At 67.7% G+C, this 19726-nt stretch carries 17 protein-coding genes; 7 read left to right on the forward strand and 10 right to left on the reverse strand.

Going from position 1 to position 19726, the window contains the following annotated elements:
- Window positions 1–9: 9 nt before the first annotated feature.
- On the reverse strand, window positions 10–774 hold the full coding sequence (gene gloB, locus BW981_RS14405) for a hydroxyacylglutathione hydrolase (protein WP_076440377.1): 765 nt from the start codon (window positions 772–774) through the stop codon (window positions 10–12).
- Between the two features lie 167 nt (window positions 775–941).
- Here gloB and BW981_RS14410 point away from each other — a divergent pair, with 167 nt between their 5' ends.
- The 3 genes from BW981_RS14410 (at window position 942) to BW981_RS14420 (ending at window position 4386) form a co-directional block, all read left to right on the forward strand.
- Entirely contained in the window at window positions 942–1709 is a 768-nt protein-coding gene (locus BW981_RS14410; RefSeq protein WP_076440379.1) for a class I SAM-dependent methyltransferase, read from the forward strand.
- 105 nt (window positions 1710–1814) lie between these two features.
- Complete coding sequence (locus BW981_RS14415; protein WP_076440381.1) at window positions 1815–2768, forward strand: acetyl-CoA carboxylase carboxyltransferase subunit alpha; 954 nt, start codon at window positions 1815–1817, stop codon at window positions 2766–2768.
- Between the two features lie 181 nt (window positions 2769–2949).
- The gene (locus BW981_RS14420) at window positions 2950–4386 is read left to right on the forward strand and encodes a hypothetical protein (protein WP_139333770.1); all 1437 of its coding nucleotides are present in this window, start codon (window positions 2950–2952) and stop codon (window positions 4384–4386) included.
- Window positions 4387–4533: 147 nt separating this feature from the next.
- Here BW981_RS14420 and hemH read toward each other — a convergent pair whose 3' ends face one another.
- Entirely contained in the window at window positions 4534–5592 is a 1059-nt protein-coding gene (hemH, locus tag BW981_RS14425; RefSeq protein ID WP_076440385.1) for a ferrochelatase, read from the reverse strand.
- Window positions 5593–5759: 167 nt separating this feature from the next.
- Here hemH and BW981_RS14430 point away from each other — a divergent pair, with 167 nt between their 5' ends.
- The gene (locus tag BW981_RS14430; protein ID WP_076440387.1) at window positions 5760–7280 is read left to right on the forward strand and encodes a bifunctional metallophosphatase/5'-nucleotidase; all 1521 of its coding nucleotides are present in this window, start codon (window positions 5760–5762) and stop codon (window positions 7278–7280) included.
- On the forward strand, window positions 7277–7975 hold the full coding sequence (gene ung, locus BW981_RS14435) for a uracil-DNA glycosylase (protein ID WP_076440389.1): 699 nt from the start codon (window positions 7277–7279) through the stop codon (window positions 7973–7975). The genes BW981_RS14430 and ung overlap by 4 nt, the downstream gene beginning before the upstream one ends.
- A 32-nt stretch (window positions 7976–8007) precedes the next feature.
- Here ung and BW981_RS14440 read toward each other — a convergent pair whose 3' ends face one another.
- The 8 genes from BW981_RS14440 to BW981_RS14475 all read right to left on the reverse strand — a co-directional run bounded on the left by BW981_RS14440 (window position 8008) and on the right by BW981_RS14475 (window position 17764).
- Window positions 8008–9240: a phenylacetate--CoA ligase family protein gene (locus BW981_RS14440; RefSeq protein WP_076440391.1), complete on the reverse strand. Its 1233-nt coding sequence runs from the start codon at window positions 9238–9240 to the stop codon at window positions 8008–8010.
- 166 nt (window positions 9241–9406) lie between these two features.
- The gene (locus BW981_RS14445) at window positions 9407–10255 is read right to left on the reverse strand and encodes an ABC transporter ATP-binding protein (protein WP_076440393.1); all 849 of its coding nucleotides are present in this window, start codon (window positions 10253–10255) and stop codon (window positions 9407–9409) included.
- A gap of 94 nt (window positions 10256–10349) precedes the next feature.
- Complete coding sequence (locus BW981_RS14450; protein WP_348521408.1) at window positions 10350–11681, reverse strand: ABC transporter substrate-binding protein; 1332 nt, start codon at window positions 11679–11681, stop codon at window positions 10350–10352.
- Between the two features lie 112 nt (window positions 11682–11793).
- Complete coding sequence (locus tag BW981_RS14455) at window positions 11794–12873, reverse strand: branched-chain amino acid ABC transporter permease (protein ID WP_076440395.1); 1080 nt, start codon at window positions 12871–12873, stop codon at window positions 11794–11796.
- 94 nt (window positions 12874–12967) lie between these two features.
- The gene (locus tag BW981_RS14460) at window positions 12968–13882 is read right to left on the reverse strand and encodes a branched-chain amino acid ABC transporter permease (protein ID WP_076440552.1); all 915 of its coding nucleotides are present in this window, start codon (window positions 13880–13882) and stop codon (window positions 12968–12970) included.
- 171 nt (window positions 13883–14053) lie between these two features.
- The gene (locus tag BW981_RS14465) at window positions 14054–14848 is read right to left on the reverse strand and encodes an ABC transporter ATP-binding protein (protein WP_244560335.1); all 795 of its coding nucleotides are present in this window, start codon (window positions 14846–14848) and stop codon (window positions 14054–14056) included.
- 17 nt (window positions 14849–14865) lie between these two features.
- Window positions 14866–16800, reverse strand: coding sequence for an AMP-dependent synthetase/ligase (locus BW981_RS14470; RefSeq protein WP_076440553.1), 1935 nt, complete (start codon window positions 16798–16800; stop codon window positions 14866–14868).
- Window positions 16801–17089: 289 nt separating this feature from the next.
- Window positions 17090–17764, reverse strand: coding sequence for a Crp/Fnr family transcriptional regulator (locus BW981_RS14475; protein ID WP_076440399.1), 675 nt, complete (start codon window positions 17762–17764; stop codon window positions 17090–17092).
- Between the two features lie 221 nt (window positions 17765–17985).
- Between BW981_RS14475 and BW981_RS14480 the strand changes: the two genes are divergently transcribed.
- The gene (locus tag BW981_RS14480; RefSeq protein ID WP_175624137.1) at window positions 17986–18621 is read left to right on the forward strand and encodes a DUF1007 family protein; all 636 of its coding nucleotides are present in this window, start codon (window positions 17986–17988) and stop codon (window positions 18619–18621) included.
- Window positions 18612–19631 (forward strand): nickel/cobalt transporter, encoded by a 1020-nt coding sequence (locus BW981_RS14485; RefSeq protein ID WP_076440403.1) that lies wholly within the window; start codon window positions 18612–18614, stop codon window positions 19629–19631. The genes BW981_RS14480 and BW981_RS14485 overlap by 10 nt, the downstream gene beginning before the upstream one ends.
- Window positions 19632–19726 lie beyond the last annotated feature (95 nt).

The raw sequence follows: 19726 nt of genomic DNA on the forward strand, positions 1-19726 counted from the left end.
GGCGCCCGGTCAGAACTTGTTCTTGGCTTCGCGCAAGGCGGCGAAGACCTGCGCGGCCGGAGCGCCGACGCGGCCGACCGCGGCGGCGAGCGCGCCTTCCCCGGCGCGGAAGAAGGGATTGGTCGCCTGCTCCTCGGCAACCGTCGTCAGGGCCCAGAAGCGGCCCTCCGCCTTGGCCGTCTCGGCCTCGGCGAAGCGCGCCGACAGCGCCGCATTGGACGGATCGACCGAGCGGGCGAAGCGGGCATTGGCGAGGGTATAGTCGTGGCCGCCGACGAGGCGGATGTCGCCGGGCAGCGCCATGATGCGCGACAGCGAGGTCCACATCGCGTCCATCTGGCCGGGCTGGACGCGGCCGCAACCCATGACGAAGACGACGTCGCCGACCAGCGCGACCTTCGAGCCGAGGCCGATATAGCTCAGATGCCCGTCGGAATGGCCCGGCGTATGCCAGATCTCGAAGGTCTCCTGCCCGAGCGAGACGGTGTCGCCCTCGCCGATGACGCGGTCGAGCGGGGCGGCGGCGCGCGCATCCTCCGGGCCGACGACCCTGGCGCCCGTCGCCTGCTTCACCGCCGCGACGCCCTGGGTGTGGTCGTGATGGGCGTGGGTGATGAAGACGTCGCTGATCGTCCAGCCCCTGGCGCGGGCGGCGGCCAGCACCTCGCCGGCATCGGGCACGTCCACGGCAGCGCAGGCGCCGCTCGCCGGGTCGTGCAGCAAAGCCCCGGCATTGTCGCTGAGCGTTCGGAAGACGTGGAGATCGAGCGGCATGGATTCCTCCGGCTGACGGCGCGCGATCCCGGGGGCTCGCGGCTCCTGAATGAGCCAAGCGTGGCCCGCGATCAAGCCGGCACGGGGGCATCGGTTCCCCGCCCGCCACCGCCCGCCGCAGCATTCGCGCCCTTGCCATCCGCAGCCGCACCGGCCATCTCAGGCTCATGTCCCTCGACGTCGTCGACCTGCGCAGCTTCTACGCCAGTCCGCTCGGGCATGTCGCGCGCCGCTTCATCGGCCAGGCGATGCTCCGCTTCTGGCCCGACTGCGCCCGCCAGCGCGTGCTCGGCCTCGGCTTCTCGACGCCTTATCTGTCGGTGCTCGGCATGGAGGCCGAGCGCAGCATCGCCTTCATGCCGGCGGCGCAGGGCGTGGTGAACTGGCCCTCGCCCGGCCTCTCCGCCTCCGCCCTCGTCGAGCCGACGCTGCTGCCGCTGCCGACCGCCTCGATCGACCGCGCCGTCCTCGTCCACGCGCTGGAGGAGACGGAAAGCCCCGACGATCTGCTGGAAGAGGTCTCGCGCGTGCTGAACCCGGGCGGCCGGATGATCCTGGTGGTCCCGAACCGGCGCGGCCTGTGGGCCCGGATGGACGGGACGCCCTTCGGTCAGGGCCGCCCCTTCAGCCGCCGCCAGCTCAGCGCCCTGATGCGCGCGGCGGAGTTCTCGCCCGAGCACTGGACCGAGGTCCTCTACGTGCCGCCGCTGCACCGGCGGCTGCTGATGCGCTCGGCACCCGTGTGGGAGCAGGTCGGCGCCACGCTCTCGCTGCCCTTCGCGGGCGTCCACGTCATCGACGCGACCAAGCAGTTCTACCGGCGCGCACCGCTGCGCGCGACGCGGCGCAGTTTCGCGCTGCGCCCGGTGCTGCTGCCGCAGTCCGCGCCGACGCCGCGTCTTTCGAAGCCCGACGACCCCCCTCTCACGGGTTGACAAGCGCGTGCGGGCGCGGCCAAGGTCCGCCGCTTTTCATGCCGGGTTTCCTGAGAAACCACCGATCCGCCTGCCGTCACGGCGCGGAAGCTGAACTGGATCACGATGCGTAGCTATCTGGATTTCGAGAAACCGGTCGCCGAGCTCGAGGCGAAGGCGGACGAACTGCGGGCGCTCGAGGCGCGCGGCGACGGCATCTCGTTGTCCGAGGAGATCGGCAAGCTCGACGCCAAGGCGAGCCAGTCGCTGAAGGAGATCTATGCGGCGCTGACGCCCTGGCAGAAGACGCTGGTGGCCCGCCATCCGCAGAGGCCGCATTTCAAGGATTACTGCGCCGCGCTGATCGCCGAGTTCACGCCGCTGGCCGGCGACCGCGCCTTCGGCGAGGACGAGGCGATCGTCGGCGGCTTCGGCCGCTTCCGCGGCCAGCCGGTCTGCGTGATCGGCCAGGAGAAGGGCGACTCGACCGAGACGCGCATCCGGCACAATTTCGGCATGCCGCGGCCCGAAGGCTATCGCAAGGCGGTGCGGCTGGCGGAGCTCGCCGGCCGCTTCGGCCTGCCGGTGCTGAGCTTCGTCGACACCGCCGGCGCCTATCCGGGCATCGATGCCGAGGAGCGCGGCCAGGCCGAGGCGATCGCGCGCTCGACCGAGGCCTGGCTCGGCCTGCCGACGCCGAGTGTCGCGCTGGTCATCGGCGAGGGCGGCTCCGGCGGGGCGATCGCGATCGCGGCCGCAAGCCGGGTGCTGATGATGGAGCACGCGATCTATTCGGTGATCTCGCCGGAGGGCGCGGCCTCGATCCTGTGGCGCGACACCGCCAGGGCCCAGGACGCCGCGACGGGCATGAAGATCACTGCCCAGGACCTGCTGAAATTCGGCGTCATCGACAGGATCGTCTCCGAGCCGGTGGGCGGCGCCCATCGCGACCACGGGCTGGCCCTGGGCCGCGCCGGCGATGCCATCGAAGCCTCGCTCGGGGAATTGGCGAATCTCGATGCGCCGTCGCTGGTAGAAAAGCGGGCTGAGAAGTTCCTCGCCATCGGCCGCCATATCTGACGGCAGAAGGTGCGTGACCGCCCCTTTGTTCATCGTTCATTGACCATATGGCCAGACTCGGCACGGCCATGGTAAGGGACTGTCAAGGCTAACGCTTCTAAACCGGACGACCGGCACAATTCGGCCGTCTTGCGAAGTCACAGGTCGCGCACCCGGCCTGCCGTTCGATGGGAATGACGACGTGGCATTGAAGCAACTCGCAATCCTGGCTTTGGTTGCGCTGACCCTGGGCGCCTGCGAGGAGCAGCGCTCCCGCGGCGCCTCGCGGCACAACATCCCGATTCCGAGCGCGACCTACGCGCTGATGTCCGAGAAGGGCATGAACAAGGACCAGCCGGTCCTGATCCGCTCCTACAAGAAGGAGTCGGAGCTGGAGGTCTGGAAGCGCAAGGCCGATGGCCGCTACGCGCTGCTGAAGACCTTTCCGATGTGCCGCTGGTCGGGCCAGCTCGGCCCGAAGGTGCGCGAGGGCGACCGCATGGCGCCGGAGGGCTTCTACGCCATCACTCCGGCGCAGATGAACCCGAACTCCTCGTATTACGTCTCGTTCAACATGGGCTATCCCAACGTCTATGACCGCTCCCTGGGCCGCACCGGGGCGCATCTGATGGTGCATGGCGCCTGCTCCTCGGCCGGCTGCTACTCGATGACGGACGACCAGATCGGCGAGATCTATGCCCTGGTGCGCGAGGCGCAGAACGCCGGCCAGCGGGCCGTGCAGATGCAGGCCTTGCCCTTCCGGATGACGCCGGAGAACCTGGCGCAGCACCGGCTCGACCCCAACATCGCCTTCTGGAAGAACCTGAAGCAGGGCTCGGACTATTTCGAGGTCACGCGCGACGAACCGGCCGTGTCGGTGGCCGGCAGCCGCTATGTCTTCAACGGCGGCAGCGAGCCGGCCGAGGTGGCTCAGAAGGAGCATCAGGACGCCTCGCGGATCGCCGCGCTCGTCGCCAAGGGCACGCCGGCGATCCGGCTGGTCTATGACGATGGCGACCAGCACCCCTCGTTCAAGCGCGCGCTGGCCGCGGGCGGCGCCGAGGCCCTGAACCGCACCGCCTCCTGGGCCTCGCGCGATGTCGGCATCAGCCGGGAGGACGCGCTCGCCTCGGGACCCCGGGTCGTGGTGCTCGACGACAAGGGCCGGGCGAAGGCGACCGTGCGTGCCGCCTCCGCCGACGAGAACGCCATCCTGGCGGCCGTTTCCGCGGCGCCGGTCGAAGAGGCCGCCAAGCCGGAGACTGCCAAGACCGAGCCTGTGAAGGCGGAGGCTGCGAAGCCTGCGACGAAGCCGGTCGCGACTCCGGCCATGACGCAGCTCGCCCGCGTCCAGCCCGGAAATGCCGAGCCCGGCCCGGCGCTGGCCAGCGCGGGATCGGCCCCGGTCCAGGACAAGACGCTGCTGCAGCGGACACTCGGCTTCGTGCCCTTCTTCGGCGGCTCGGCGCCGGATGCGACGCAGAGCGCCGCGCCGGTCGCGGATGTCGCGGTGCAGGTTCCGGGTACGCCGTCCAATGTGACGGCGCCGCTGCCGCCCCGCCGCGCGACGAACCTCAGGACCAGCCGCCTCGATTCCTCGCCGGCAGCCTATGCCAGCCAGTTCGCGGGAACGCGCTGAAGGCGCAATCTCCTGCCCCCGAGAGTTGCCTAACATCGGCGCGATTTCCGCGCTGCCTAACGCAAAGGCTCAAAAGCCCCCGTTTCGGGGGCTTTTGCTTATCTGGCAGCCTTTTTCATGGGCGGGCGGAACGGATCGGAGCCCGGCTCAGAGCCAGCCCATCAACTCGCGCTCGACGACGGCCGTGATCGCATCGATGCCTTCGGTGGACGCGTTGAGGCAAGGCAGATAGGCGAATTTCTCGCCGCCATTGTGCAGGAAGATCTCGCGGTTCTCGCCGTCGAGTTCCTCCAGCGTCTCCAGGCAGTCGGCCGAGAAGCCCGGCGCCACGATCGCCATCGACTTCCTGCCCGCCTTCGCCAGCGCCTCCACCGATTTGTCGGTATAGGGCTGGAGCCATTCATCCGGCCCGAAGCGGGACTGGAAGGTCAGCGGGAACCGCTCGGGCGAGAAGCCGAGTTCCTCGCGCAGCAGACGCCAGGTCTTGGCGCATTGGCAGTAATAAGGGTCGCCCTTCAGCAGATACTCCTTCGGCATGCCGTGGAAGGAGCAGAGGATCACCTCCGGGTCGAAGTCGAGCTTGGCCAGCGAGGCGCGCATCGAGCGGGCGAGCGCGCCGATATAGGCCGGGTCCTCGTAATAGGGCGCGGCGACGCGGACGGCCGGCTGCCAGCGCATCTGCATCAGCGCGCGAAAGGCCTGGTCGCAGGCCGTCGCCGAGGTCGCGGCGGCGTATTGGGGATAGAGCGGCACCAGGAGGATGCGGTCGCAGCCCTGCTCGAGCAGGGCCTGGATCCGGCTCCTGGTATCGGGAAAGCCATAGCGCATCGCCCAGTCGACGACGACGCGGTCGCCGGCGAGCGGCTTCAGCCGCTCGGCCACCTGCTCGGCCTGCGACCGCGTGATGGTCTTGAGCGGCCCCTCGTTGCGCTCGTTGTTCCAGATGGAGGCGTAGTCCTTGCCTTTCCGGCTCGGCCGCACCGAGAGGATGATGAGGTTGAGGATCGGCCACCACTTCCAGCGGGGCTCCTCGATGACGCGCTTGTCGGAGAGGAACTCCTTGAGATAGGCGCGCATCGGCCAATAGCTCGTGCCCTCGGGCGTGCCGAGATTCATCAGCAGCACGCCGATGCGACCGTGCCGGATCTTCGGATGGTCCGGCGGAAGCGAGGCGGGTTTCGCGAGCGTGGCGATATCGACGGTCATCGGCGGGCTCTCCTTGCAGGCTGATTTAGACGAGTTCGCGGTTTCGTCCAGCCTCAAGGACCGAATGCCACTGCGGTGCGACAATGGCGTCAGGCACGGCCGCGCTCTGGCGCGAGGGGCGCAAGTCTTGCTAGTCTGGAGCGGTTCTCAGGATCGGGGCTTCCGCCATGACCAAGCTCACCCGCCGCAAGGCCCTCGGCGTCCTGGCGGCGCCGGCCACGCTCGCCGCGACCTCCCCCGTCGCGCAGGCCCAGCAGCCCGCGCCGGCCTTCACCCTGCTGCTCGTCAACGACATCTACAAGATGAGCGACGACAAGGGCCGCGGCGGCTTCGCGCGCGCGGCCGGCATCGCCAAGGCGGAGCGGGCGAGGGGCGTCCCGCTGCTGTTCTGCCATGCCGGCGACTGCTACTCGCCCTCGCTGATGTCGGGCTTCGACCAGGGCGCGCATATCGTCGCCATGCAGAACAAGATGGGGCTCGACGTCTTCGTGCCCGGGAACCACGAGTTCGACTTCGGCAAGGAGAACTATCTCAAGCTCGTCGCGGCGCAGACCTATCCGACCTTCGCCGCCAATCTGCGCGATGCGAAGGGCGAGAAGCTGCCCGGCCATGAGGACAGCCGCATCTTCGAGCTCGGCGGCATCAAGGTCGGCGTCATCGGTACGGCCTATGACCCGACGCCGCAGATCTCGCATTCGGGCGACCTGAAATTCTCCTCGACCATGGAGGCGCTCAAGCGCGAGGCCAAGGCGCTGAAGGGACAAGGCGCCGACATCCTCGTCGCGGTCGTCCATGCCGACCGGGCGATGGATTACGAGATCGTGCGCTCGCGCGTCGTCGACATCGTCCTGACCGGGCACGACCACGACCTCGCCATCGCCTATGATGGCAAGGTGGTGATGGTGGAGTCGAACGAGGAGGGCAATTACGTCACCGCGATCGACATCGCCGTTTCGGTGAAGGGCGAGGGCGCGGCCCGGCAGGTCGCCTGGACGCCGACCTTCCGGGTCAACGATTCCCGTTCGGCGACGCCGGACCCGGAGGTGGCGGCGATCGTGAAGGGCTACGAGTCCGAGCTGACGAAGGAGCTCGATGTCGATGTCGCCAAGCTCGCCGCCCCGCTCGATTCGCGCACGGGCGTGATCCGCACGCAGGAGACCGCGATCGGCAACCTGATCGCCGACGCGATCCGCGATGCCACCGGCGCCCAACTCGCGATCAGCAATGCCGGCGGCATCCGCGCCAACAAGCAGTATCCGGCGGGCGCGATGCTGACCCGCCGCGATATCCTCAGCGAGCTGCCCTTCGGCAATGCGACCTCGATGGTCGAGATCACCGGCAAGGATGTGAAGGACGCGCTGGAGAACGGTCTGTCGCCCGCGCCCCAGGGTTCGGGCAGGTTCCCCGTCGTCTCCGGCCTCACCTTCGAGGCGGACATCAAGCAGCCGCCGGGCTCGCGCATCATCTCGATCACCGTTGCCGGCAAGCCGATCGATCCGGCGGCGAAATACACCGTCGCGACCAACAACTTCATGCTGGAGGGCGGCGACGGCTACACCGCGCTCGGCCGCGGCAAGACGCTGATCGGAGCGACCGACGGCAAGCTGATGGCGAATGAAGTCATGGTCTATCTGCGCCGGCTCGGCACGGTCGATGCCAAGGTCGAGGGGCGGGCGGTCCTGAAGTGAGCTGCACGACGGCGCTCGCGGCCTTTCTGGCGAGCGGGGATTCTGCGGGCTGGCACGCGCTTCCGGCCTTTGCGCCCGGCGGCGCGGCGGCGCGGGCCTGCGCCGCCGTCGACGCCGAGCGTGCCGCCGGCCATGTCGTGGCGCCTTCGCCCGAGCGCGTCTTCGCCGCGCTGTCGCTCACGCCGCTTGAGAGCGTGCGGGTTGTCATCCTGGGGCAGGACCCCTATCCGACGCCCGGCCACGCCAACGGCCTCGCCTTCTCCTATGTCGGGCCGACGCCGCTGCCGCGCTCGCTGGTCAACATCTACAAGGAGTGGGGCGAGGATCTCGGGGCCACGCCGCCTTCCGACGGCGACCTGACGCGCTGGGCGCGGGACGGCGTGCTGCTGCTCAACACCGCGCTGACCGTGCGGGAGGGGGCGAGCAAGGCCGGCTCGCATCTCGCCATCGGGTGGCGGGAGGTCACGGACGAGATCATCGCCGCAGTCTCGCGGCAGCGCCCGCATGTGGTCTTCCTGCTCTGGGGCGCCCCCGCTCAGGCCAAGCGCGGGCTAATCGACGAGGCGAAGCATCTGGTCATTGCCAGTGCCCATCCATCGCCGCTATCGGCGCGGCGGGGGTTCTTTGGGTCGCGGCCGTTCAGCCGTGCGAATGCGTGGCTGGAGGGGCAGGGGGAGAAAGCGATCGCCTGGTGAGGGGCTCCCGCGCCTATTGCGGAAGGAGCTGCTCAGCCCACCGGCCGTTCGTCGGCGATGACCTTGCCATCGTTCGGCAGGGCGCCCAGCGGCAGAACCTCGACGCGGCCCTTGAGCTTGGTGACCTGCTGCAGGGTCGATGAGAGGGCATCGATCAGCCCCGTCGGCTCGGCATAGATCTCGGCCTTCAGCGTCATCGTGTCGGTCTCGTCGGCGCGTCCGACCACGAGCCTGAGCTTGGCGATCTCGGCATGGCGCCTGGCGATTTCGGCGACCTGCTCGGGGCGCACGAACATGCCCTTGATCTTGGCCGTCTGGTCGGCCCGGCCCAGCCAGCCCCTGATGCGGGTGTTCGTGCGGCCGCAGGCGCTCGTGCCCGGCAGGACGGCGGTGAGGTCGCCGACGGCGAGGCGGATCTGGGGGTGGTGCGGATCGAGATTGGTGACGACGACCTCGCCGACCTCGCCTTCCGGCACGGGATCGCCCGTGCCGGGGCGGACGATCTCGACGATGAGGTTCTCGTTCAGGACCATCCCCTCGCGCGCCGGCGTCTCATAGGCGATGACGCCGAGATCGGCGGTGGCATAGAGCTGGTAGGCATCGATGCCGCGCCCCCGGACCCAGGCCTGGAGCGAGGGCGGGAAGGCGGCGCCGGACACCGCCGCCCGTCTGATCGAGGTGATGTCGACGCCGCGCGTCTCGGCCGCCTCGATCAGGATCTTCAGGAAATCCGGCGTGCCGGCGTAAGTCGTCGGCCGGTAGGCGGCGATCACCTCGAGCTGCTGCTCGGTATTGCCCGGCCCCGCCGGGATCACGGCGCAGCCGAGCGCGCGGGCGGCGGAGTCCATGATGAAACCGCCCGGCGTCAGGTGATAGCTCAACGTGTTGAGCACGATGTCGCCCGGACGGAAGCCGGCGGCGAAGAGGCCGCGAGCGGCCGCCCAGGCGTCCGAGCCTGCGCCTTCCGGCTCGAAGATCGGGCCGGGCGAGGTGAAGAGACGGCCGAAGGAGCCGGGCGCGGCGGGGACGAGCCCGCCGAAGGGCAAGGCGGCCTTCTGCAGTGCCGGCAGATCGGCCTTGCGCAGGATCGGCAGGGTCGAGAGCGCGTTGCGGTCGGTGATCGCGGCCGGGTCGATGCCGGCGAGGCGCTCGGCATAGGCCGGGGCCTGCATCGCTGCGGCGAGGAGCCGGGGCAGCCTGGCGAAGAGATCGGCCTCGCGAGCGTCGGGCGCGCGGGTCTCGAGAGCGTCGTGATGCTCGGTCATCCGGACCGCTCCTGCTGAACTGAAATTGGGGTCATTCCGGGCAAAGCGAAGCGGAGACCGGGGATCCATGCCTGAGCCTTAAACGGCCATGCTCCGGCATGGATCCCGGATCGGCGCCGCTTTGCGGCTTGTCCGGGATGACGGCGTCGAGGAGCGTCGTCTGTCCTCACGACAGCCATCTCTTGCGGCGCTTGTAGCTCTTGACCTCGCGGAAGGACTTCTTGTTGCCCTCGGCCACGCCGAGGTAGAATTCCTTCACGTCCTCGTTCTCGCGCAGCATCGCGGCCTCCCCGTCCATCACGACGCGGCCGGTCTCCATGATGTAGCCATAGGTGGCGTAGCGCAGCGCCATGTTGGTGTTCTGCTCGGCGACGAGGAAGGAGACCCCGTCCTCGGCATTGAGGCGGCGGACTATCTCGAAGATCTCCTCGACGATCTGGGGGGCGAGGCCCATGGAGGGCTCGTCGAGCAGGATCATCTTGGGCTTCGACATCATGGCGCGGCCGATGGCGCACATCTGCTGCTCGCCGCCGGAGGTGTAGCCGGCCTGCGAGCTGCGCCGCTGCTTCAGGCGCGGGAAGGTCTCGTAGATCTTCTCGAGGTCGCGCTTGATCGCGGCATTGCCGTCGCGGCGGGTGAAGGCGCCGGTCAGCAGATTCTCCTCGATCGAGAGATGGCCGAAGCAATGGCGGCCCTCCATCACCTGGATGCAGCCGCGCCGCACCAGCTCGCTCGGCGACATCCTGTCGACGCGCTCGCCATCAAAGACGATCGAGCCCTTGGTGACCTCGCCGCGCTCGGCCTTGAGCAGGTTCGATATAGCCTTCAGCGTCGTCGTCTTGCCGGCGCCGTTGGCGCCGAGGATCGCGACGATGCCCTTGCGCGGCACGGTCAGCGAGACGCCCTTCAGCACCAGCACGACGTGATCGTAGATCACCTCGATGTTGTTGAGGGCGAGGATGGTGTCGGCGGCAGGCGCCGTCGCGGCTGGCTTTTCGAGGGTGGCGGTGGACATGGCGGTTCCCCGGCAGTGGGCAGTCGGCAGCAGGCAGTGGCGGCCGGCAGCCGCAGAACCGACTGCCGGTCGCCGACTGCCTGCTGTCCCTAACTCAGGACGATTTCTCGCAGGGCTCGGTCCGCTTCGGCCAGTTGCCGGCCTTCTCGGTGTAGTCCTTGGCGTTGGCCTCGATCAGCGGGCGCACCTCGTCCTTCATCGGCTCGATCCAGTCGCCCTTCTGCGTCCACTTCGTGCCGTCCCATTCGGCGACATAGGCCTTGTGATGGCCGGAATGGTCGGCACAGGTGATCTTCACCGGGGAGGCGAAGTTGGCCATGCCGATTTCCTTCAGGCGCGCCTCATCGACATTGAGGCTCTCCAGCCCGCGGCGCATGTCCTCCGCGTTGATGACCTTCTTGCCGGTGATTTTCTGGGCGGTGCGCATCGCCTCGACGACGAGCATCGAGTTGTAGACGCCGCGGTTGTAGAGGTTCTCGCCGACCTTCTCTTTCGGCGCCGTGCTCTTACCCTTGTCCACGACATGCTTGATGATGTCCTGGATCACGGGGAAGTTCTGGCCGGCCGCGTTGAAGTTCAGCGACCTGTAGCCCTTTGCCTCGGCTCCGCCGGCGCGCGCATCGTCGTCGCCGCCCGCCCACCAGACGCCGACCAGCTTGTTGATCGGGAAGTTGTTCTTGACCGCCTCCTTGACCGCGGTCGGGTTCATCGCCCCCCAGCCCTGGTTGTAGAGGTAGTCTGGCCGGTCGCGGCGGATCGAGAGCCAGAGCGAGCCCTGGTTCTGCATGTCGGCCGCCGCGACAGGGTAGAGCTTCAGCTCGAAGCCGTATTTCTTGGCGAGGTTCTCGAGCACCGGGATCGGCTCCTTGCCGAAGGGCGCGTCGAGATGGATCAGCCCAAGCTTCTTGCCCTTGAGCTTGTCCATGCCGCCGAGCTCGGCCGCCATGTGCTTCACCATCAGCGAGGCGCCGTCCCAATAGGTCAGCGGCGGAATGAAGACCCACGGGAAGCTGGTGCCGTCGGCCGAAGCCGAGAGGCCATAGGCCATCGACAGGATCGGGATCTTGTCGACATGGGCGCGCGGGATGGCGGCGAGCGTCGCGCCGGTCGACCAGGGCGAATAGACGATGGTGTTCTTCGCCTTGGCCTGCTCGTAGCACTCGATCGACTTCTTGGTGTCGTAGCCGGTCTCGCATTCCTCATAGACGATCTTGACGCCGTTCACGCCGCCGTCGCGCTCGTTGATCATCGTGATGTAGTCGCGCATGCCGTCGCCGATCGGGATGCCGGAGCCCGAGAAGGGCCCGGTGCGATAGGCGTTGTTGGCGAAATAGACGCTGTCCTGCGCCATGGCCGGGGCCATCGCGGCGGAGGACAGCAGGGCCGCCAGCGCGGTGCCCTTCATCAGCGTCGTCGTCTTCATCATGACCCTCCCAGGGTGCCTTGCCTTCGTTTCCTCGCCGGGCGGCTGTTGCCGCTCCGGTGCCGTTGTCCGCCGGCGCTTCGTCGTCGCCGGTCGTTCGTCGGATCGGGGCCGCTCAATAGGGGAACGGCCACGTCCGCAATTTCTGCTTCCCGATCTGCCAGAGCCGGGCGAGGCCGTGCGGCTCCGCGATCAGGAAGATGATGATCAGCGCGCCGACCAGCATGAAGGTGACATGCTCGGCGGTGGCGCCGCCGATCGGCACGCCGAGCGCCGGCAGGCCGAATTTCAGCGCGGTGGGCAGGATGGAGAGGAAGGCCGCGCCGAAGAAGGAGCCGAGCAGCGAGCCAAGTCCGCCGATGATGACCATGAACAGGATGTTGAAGGAGAGGCGGATCGAGAACACGTCCGCAGCCTCGCCGCCGCCATACCAGAGGAAGATCATCATCGCGCCGGCGACACCGGCAAAATAGGAGGAGACGGCGAAGGCCATCAGCTTGGCGTTGAGCAGCTTGATGCCCATCAGCTCCGCGGCGATGTCCATGTCGCGCACCGCCATCCAGGAGCGGCCGAGCTTGCCGTGCACCAGGTTCGAGGCGAACCAGGTCAGCGTCACCACGATGCCGAGGCAGACGAAATAGCGCGTTTCGGGGGAGGCGGAGGCGCCCGTCAGGGGAATATCGAACAGCGTGCGCTGCGGCACCTCGATCGAGCCCGAGGCGTTGTAGTTGAACAGCCAGGGCACGCGCACGAAGCACCATTGCAGGAAGAACTGCGCGGCGAGCGTCGCGACCGCCAGATAGAACCCCTTGATGCGCAGCGAGGGCAGGCCGAAGAGCACGCCGATGCCGGCCGAGAACAGGCCGGACAGCAGGATCAGCACGATGATGTTCACGCCCGGGAACAGCGTGGTGAGCTTGTAGCAGCCATAGGCGCCGACCCCCATGAAGGCGGCGGTGCCGAGCGAGATCAGCCCGGTATAGCCGGTGAGGATGTTGAGCCCGATCGCCGCCAGCGAAAACACGAGGAAGGGGATCATCACCGAGGCGATGAAGAAGTCGCTCCCGAAGAAGGGGATGGCGACGAAGGCGACCGCGAGGATGACGGCGATGCCGATCCTGTCCTCCCGCAGCGGGAAGACCGCCATGTCGCTGGCATAGGTGGATTTGTACTGGCCGGCCTCGCGGTAGAACATCGTCGCTACGCTCCTCTGGGCAGTCGGCAATCGGCAGTCGGCAGTCGTAGCCGCGCTTTCCTATTGCCCAGTGCCGATTGCCGACTGCCCATCTTCAAATCCGCTCGATGATCTTGTCGCCGAACAGGCCCTGCGGCCGGAACAGCAGGAAGGCGAGCGCGATGAAATAGGCCAGCCAGCTCTCGATGCCGCCACCCACCAGCGGACCCCAGTAGAATTCGCCGATCTTCTCGCCGATGCCGATGATGAGGCCGCCGACGATGGCGCCGGGGATCGAGGTGAAGCCGCCCAGGATCAGCACGGGCAGCGCCTTCAGCGCGACGATCTCCAGCGCGAAGGAGACGTCGGAGCGGGCGCCCCACATGATGCCGGTGATCAGTGCGACGATGCCGGCGGTGAACCAGACGATGACCCAGATCTGGTTCAGCGAGATGCCGACCGAGAGCGCCGCCTTGTGGCTGTCGGCGACTGCGCGCAGGGCCCTTCCGATGCGGGTGTACTGGAAGAACAGCGCCAGAAGCAGGATCATCAGCGAGGCGATGACCGCCGCGGCGATGTCGATCTTCTGCAGCGTCACCAGCCCGCCGAGGATTTTCAGGTCAATGGCGCCGCGCGGCAGCCAGAGCTGGTCGGCGATCATCTGCTTGGGGTTGCCGCCGAACAGCGCCTCGCCGAAGCCGATGAGGAAATAGGTGATCCCGAAGGTCGCCATGAACAGGATGATGTCGGGCTGGTTGACCAGCGGGCGCAGCACGACCCGCTCGATGGTCACCGCCAGCGCGAACATGACGCCAAGCGTGATGATGACCGCGAGGAAGGCCGGAACGCCCTTCTCGTAGAGCCCGACCAGTGTCAGCGCCGCGAACACGACCATGATGCCCTGGGCGAAGTTGAACACGCCCGAGGCCTTGAAGATCAGCACGAAGCCGAGCGCGATCAGGGCGTAGAGCACGCCGGAGACGAGCCCTTCCCAGACCGTCTGGGCCAGAAGGTCCGGCGCCTGGACCATCTGCTGGAACGGGTCGACGAAGATGGCGTAGAGGGTGTTGGTCGGGTCGAGCCGGACGCCGATCGCGATCGCCAGCAGGATGGCGACGAGGATCAGGCCGAACCTGACCATAGGGCTAGCCAGCAGGCTCGGCGCGGGACGGGTGGCGATGTCGCTCATCGGGCCATCTCCTCAGTGCGCCACGCCAAGATAGGCGTCGATCACAGCCTGGTTCGCCTTGACCTCGTCGGGCGTGCCGTCGGCGATCTTGCGGCCGTATTCGAGGACGACGACGCGGTCGGAGAGGTCCATCACCACGCCCATATCGTGCTCGATCAGCGCGATTGTCGTGCCGAACTGCTGGTTCACGTCGAGGATGAAGCGGCACATGTCCTCCTTCTCCTCGAGGTTCATGCCGGCCATCGGCTCGTCGAGCAGCAGCAGCTCGGGCTCCATCGCCAGCGCCCGGCCCAGCTCCACGCGCTTCTGCAGGCCGTAGGGCAGCTTGCCGACCGGCAGCTTGCGGATGTGCTCGATCTGCAGGAAGTCGATGATGTCCTCGACCACGCGGCGATGCGCGATCTCCTCCTGCATGGCGGGCCCATGGCGCAGCGCCTGCCAGAAGAAGCCCTTCTTCATCTTGAGCGTGCGGCCGGTCATGATGTTGTCGAGCGTCGACATGCCCTTGAACAGCGCGACGTTCTGGAAGGTGCGGGCGATGCCGCCGGCCGCGGCGCGGTGCGGGCGCATCTTGGCGCGGCGCTCGCCCTTGAAGACGATGCGGCCCTCCTGCGGCTGGTAGAAGCCGTTGATGCAGTTCAGCATCGAGGTCTTGCCGGCACCGTTGGGGCCGATGATGGCGCGGATCTCGCCCTTGCGGATGTCGAAGGAGACGTCACTGATCGCCTTCACGCCGCCGAATCGCAGGGAGATCGCCTCCACCGACAGCAGGACCTCGCCTGTGTCGCGGATGGGAGTGCCGGTCATGGTCATCGGCTCCGCATTCATGCCGCCCTCGCCGGCGCCGGCGCTCCCTCGGTGGTGACGGGATAGGTCCTGGCGTCGCGCACCTTGACGCGGGCCGAGATCACGCCCTTGCGCCCGTCCTCGAAGGTCACTTCTGTCGAGATGTCGGCGATCCGGGAGCCGTCATAGAGCGCCGCGACCAGCGGGGCGTAGCGCTCGGCGATGAAGCCGCGGCGGACCTTCTGGGTGCGGGTCAGTTCGCCATCGTCCGCGTCGAGCTCCTTATGCAGGATGAGGAAGCGCTGGATCTGCGCGCCGCCCATCATCGGCTCGGCGGCGAGCGAGCGGTTCACCTCGTCGACGTGCCTGGCGATCATGTCGTAGACGAGGTCGTGGCCGGCGAGCTCCTGATAGGAGGCGTAGACGACGTTGTTGCGTTCGGCCCAGTTTCCGACTGCCGTGAGGTCGATGTTGATCGCGACGGTGGCGTAGTCGCGGCCCTGGCCGAAGGCGACCGCCTCCTTGATGTTGGGATAGAATTTCAGCTTGTTCTCGAGATATTTCGGCGGGAACAGCTCGCCGCCGGCGAGCTTGCCGACATCCTTGGCGCGGTCGATGATCTTGAGGTGGCCGCCCTCGTCGAAGAAGCCGGCATCGCCGGAGCGGACGAAGCCGTCCGCCGTCATCGTCTCGGCGGTCTTCTCCGGGTCCTTGTAATAGCCGCCGAAGATCGAGGGCGAGCGGTAGAGCACCTCGCCATTGTCGTCGATGCGGATCTCGACCAGCGGCGCGGGCCTGCCGACCGTGTCGGCCTTGATCTCGCCATTGGGCTGCATGGTGATGTAGACGCCGGCTTCGGTCTGGCCGTAGAGCTGCTTCAGGTTGACGCCGATCGAGCGATAGAAGCGGAAGAGCTCGGGGCCGATCGCCTCGCCCGCCGTGTAGCCGACCTTGATGTTGGTCAGGCCGAAGCGGTTGCGCAGGGGGCCATAGACCAGGAGATCGCCGAGCTTGTAGAGGAGCCGGCCCTTCAGCGGCACGCTCTCGCCGTTGAGGATCTGCTCGCCATAGCGCTTCGCCACGTCGAGGAAATAGTGGAACATCCGGCGCTTCAGCGCGCCGGCATCCTCCATGCGCACCATGGTCAGGGTCAGCATCGTCTCGAAGACGCGGGGCGGGGCGAAGGCATAGGTGGTGCCGACCTCGCGGCGATCGTCGATCACCGTCTCGGGGCTTTCCGGGCAGTTGACGCAGAAGCCCGCCAGCATCGCCTGCGCATAGGAGAAGACATGGTCGCCGACCCAGGCGATCGGCAGATAGGCGATGACCTCGTCGGTCTCGCTCAGCCCGTCGAAGCTGCAGCCGATCTCGGCCGCGACGATGACGTTGGTGTGGCTGAGCATCACGCCCTTGGGCCGCCCGGTCGTGCCCGAGGTGTAGAGGATGATGCCGAGATCGGAGCCCTGGCCGGCCGCCATCTCCCGGTCGAGCACCTCCGCTGCGGCCTGCTCCCGCAGGGCGCCAGCGCCGTCCGCGATCACGCTCTCGATCGCATGGAGCGTGGCATGGTCGTAGTCGCGCAGGCCGCGCGGCTCGTCATAGAGCATCTGGCGCAGATGCGGCAGCCGGTCGGTGATGGAGAGGATCTTGTCGACCTGCTCCTGGTCCTGCACCACGGCGAAGGCGGCCTCGGCATGGTCCAGCACATAGGCCATCTCGTCGGCGACGCTGTCGGCATAGACCGGCACCGGGACGGCGCCGAGCCATTGTGCCGCGCACATCGACCAATAGAGCCGCGGCCGGTTGTAGCCGACGATGGCGACCTTCTCGCCGCGCTTCAAACCGAGCTGCTTCAGGCCCTGCGCGAAGCCGCGCACCTGCTCGGCCACCTCAGCCCAGTTCCAGGACTGCCAGATGCCGAGGTCCTTGTGCCGAAAGGCGATGCGCCCGGCGCGGTCCCGCGCATTGCGCATCAGCAATTTCGGAAAGGTGTCCGCCCGGCCTTCGATGCCGCTCGCCACGATCGCGTTCTCCCTGTCGAGCCACCGTGCATTGCGGCGGCTTCGCTCTCGGCCTTTGCGGCCTTGTTCTGATATGAGGCTCGCAGGCCACACCCAGCTTTGCAAGGGTGCGCTTGACAGACAATTCGTCTTTCGGCGACTATCGTCTTGCAGAATTGTGTGTCGCAGCAGAAAATCGAGATTCTGTTGCTTGGCCTCCCCCGGAAATGGCCGGGCACCTGCATCTCGTCAGTCGCAATGATCAGCCGCCATAGGCGGCGAGGCGGTCGAGGTCGCGGATGGTGATCTCGCCATGGCCGAGTTCGATCAGGCCCTTTTCCGCCAGCCGGGCCAGTCCCTGATTGGCGACCTGCCGCGAGATCCCCGCCAGCATGCCCAGTTCCTCCTGCGAGATCGCCAGCGTGCGGCCGAGGTCGGGATAGAGGATCGGGTTGAACAGCCAGGCGAGATTGCGCGCCAGCCGCCCCGTCGAATCCAGCGTGCGCTCGGTCTCGGCCAGGGCGATGAACTGGGCCAGCCGCTCGTTGAACTGGTGGACGAGGAAGCGGTTGAACGCCGCCGAATGCTCGAACAGCCACATGAAGGTCGAGCGCCGCATCAGGGCCAGGCGCGTCTCGCGCAGCGCGACGAGTTCGTAGCGACGCGGCTCGGCCTTGATCACCGTGCCTTCGCCGAACCAGGCGCCGGCCCGCATGCCGGCGAGGGTGGCGGATTTGCCGGTCTTCGACGTCGTCGCCATCTTGACCAGCCCCTCGGCGACCCCGGTCCAGGATTCCAGGCGGTCGCCGACATGGCAGATCGAGGCGCCCTTGCCGTAGCTCTTCAGCGAGACGCCGCGGCGCGCCTCCTCGAATTCCTCTTCCGCGAGGTCGCGCGACCATGCGGCGATCGAGCGCAACTCGTCGGCAGCGATCACGGGCTCAGCGTCTCCGGAAGAAGGCGAGGGGCAGGGTGGATCATCGCCTGTCAGGCTGTCACGGCGGCCGGTGCCCGGTCAATCGCGCCGCGGCTTGCCCCGAGAGGCGCAATGACGCGAGATGAACGCCGCGATTTGGCCCCGATTCGCGGCGATGGCTCGTGTGGTCACGTGTGCTCGGGTGACGTCATTCCTGCCCGGCCCTGCGGAGGACATGTTTCTTGACGGGACGCATCCTGCTCTCGGCGCTGCTCGTTCTCGCCCTGGCCGGCCCGGCGCTGGCCCATCCGCATGTCTGGGTGAAGGCCAAGGCCGAAATCCTGTTCGGCCCCGATGGCGCAGTGAAGGCGATCCGTCACCATTGGAGCTTCGACGAGGCGTATTCGGCCTATATCACCCAGGGGCTCGACAAGAATGGCGACGGCAAGCTGACACCGGACGAACTCGCCGACCTCGCCAAGGTGAACATGGATTCGCTGCCGGATGTCGGGTTCTTCACCCTCGCCAAGGTCAATGGTCGCAAGCAGGAGTTCGGCACGCCGAGCGATGCGGGGCTGGTCTTCGACAACAAGATCCTGACCCTGAACTACACCCTGCCGCTGAAGAGCCCGCCGGCGAAGAGCCGCTCCTTCGGCATCGAGATCGGCGACCCGACCTATTTCGTCGCCTTCGAGATCGTCGATGCGCCGGACGCCGTGGTCACGCGCGACGCGCCGGCCGCCTGCATCGTGCGCGTCAACCGGCCGCCCAAGCTCGCCGACGACGTGGCGCAGAAACTGGCGCAGGAGGATATCACCGCGACGCCGGACATGAGCGGGTACGAGGTGACGACGCGGGCGCTGGTGGCATGTCCCTGACCTCGGCGGCGGTGCCGGCACCACGAGCGCTTTCCGCGCGCATCCTGACGGCGGCCCTGGCGCTGGCACTGGTCGCGGGCGCGATCGGCCTCATCGCCTGGCTGATCGCGCTCCACAGCCCGCCGGCCCCGCCGCCCCCCCGCAATCCCTTCGGGACGGCGCTGCCGCGCGAGGCCCTGCCCTCGACCACCGGCATCGGAGCGGTGCTGATCGCCTGGCAGTCGAGCTTCTATCGCGAGCTGACCGCGACGCTGAAGGCGGTCGCGCAGTCGCCGGCCGCCATCTGGGGGCTTCTGGGCCTGTCCTTCGGCTATGGCGTGTTCCATGCCGCCGGCCCCGGGCACGGCAAGGCGGTGATCTCGGGCTATATCGTCGCCGACAACCGCAGCCTGTGGCGCGGGCTGGGATTGAGCGCGGCGGCGGCGATCCTGCAGGCGCTGGTCGCGATCGGCATCGTCTCGGTGGCGACGCTGATCTTCCGGACGACGGCGGCGCAGATGAACGTCGCGACCGGCCTGATCGAGCAGGGCAGCTTCCTGCTGGTCGCGCTGGTGGGGCTCGCCGTGCTCTGGCGCAAGAGCGGCAGCTTCGTCGCGCTCGGGCAAAGCGGGGCGGCGCATGACCCGGCGACCTGCGATCATGCGCATCTGCCCGATGCCGAAACCGTCTCGCGATTGCGGGACTGGCGGGACATGGCCGGCGTCGTCTTCGCGGCGGGCCTGCGGCCCTGCGCCGGGGCGCTGATCATCCTCGTCTTCGCCGCCTCCCAGGGGCTCTACTGGGCGGGCATCGCCTCGGCCCTGGCGATGGCGTTGGGCACCGCGATCACCACCGGGGCACTGGCGGCGTTCGCGGTCTTCTTCAAATTCGCGGCGCTCAGGATGGCCAGCAGCGGCAGCCTGCGGGCGGTGCGCCTGCTCGCCGGCCTCGAATTGCTGGCGGCGGCGTTCATCGTCGTGCTCGGCGTCGCGCTCTCGCTCGGCCTCTGGATCGGCGGGATGGGGAGCTGAACAGGGCGTCATTCTCGGGCGGAGCGAAGCGCAGACCCGAGAATCTCCCGGCACGAGAAGGCACTGGTTGACGAGATGGTCGGGTCAAGCCCGAC

Source organism: Allobosea sp. TND4EK4, from assembly GCF_900156025.1.
Lineage (GTDB): Bacteria > Pseudomonadota > Alphaproteobacteria > Rhizobiales > Beijerinckiaceae > Allobosea.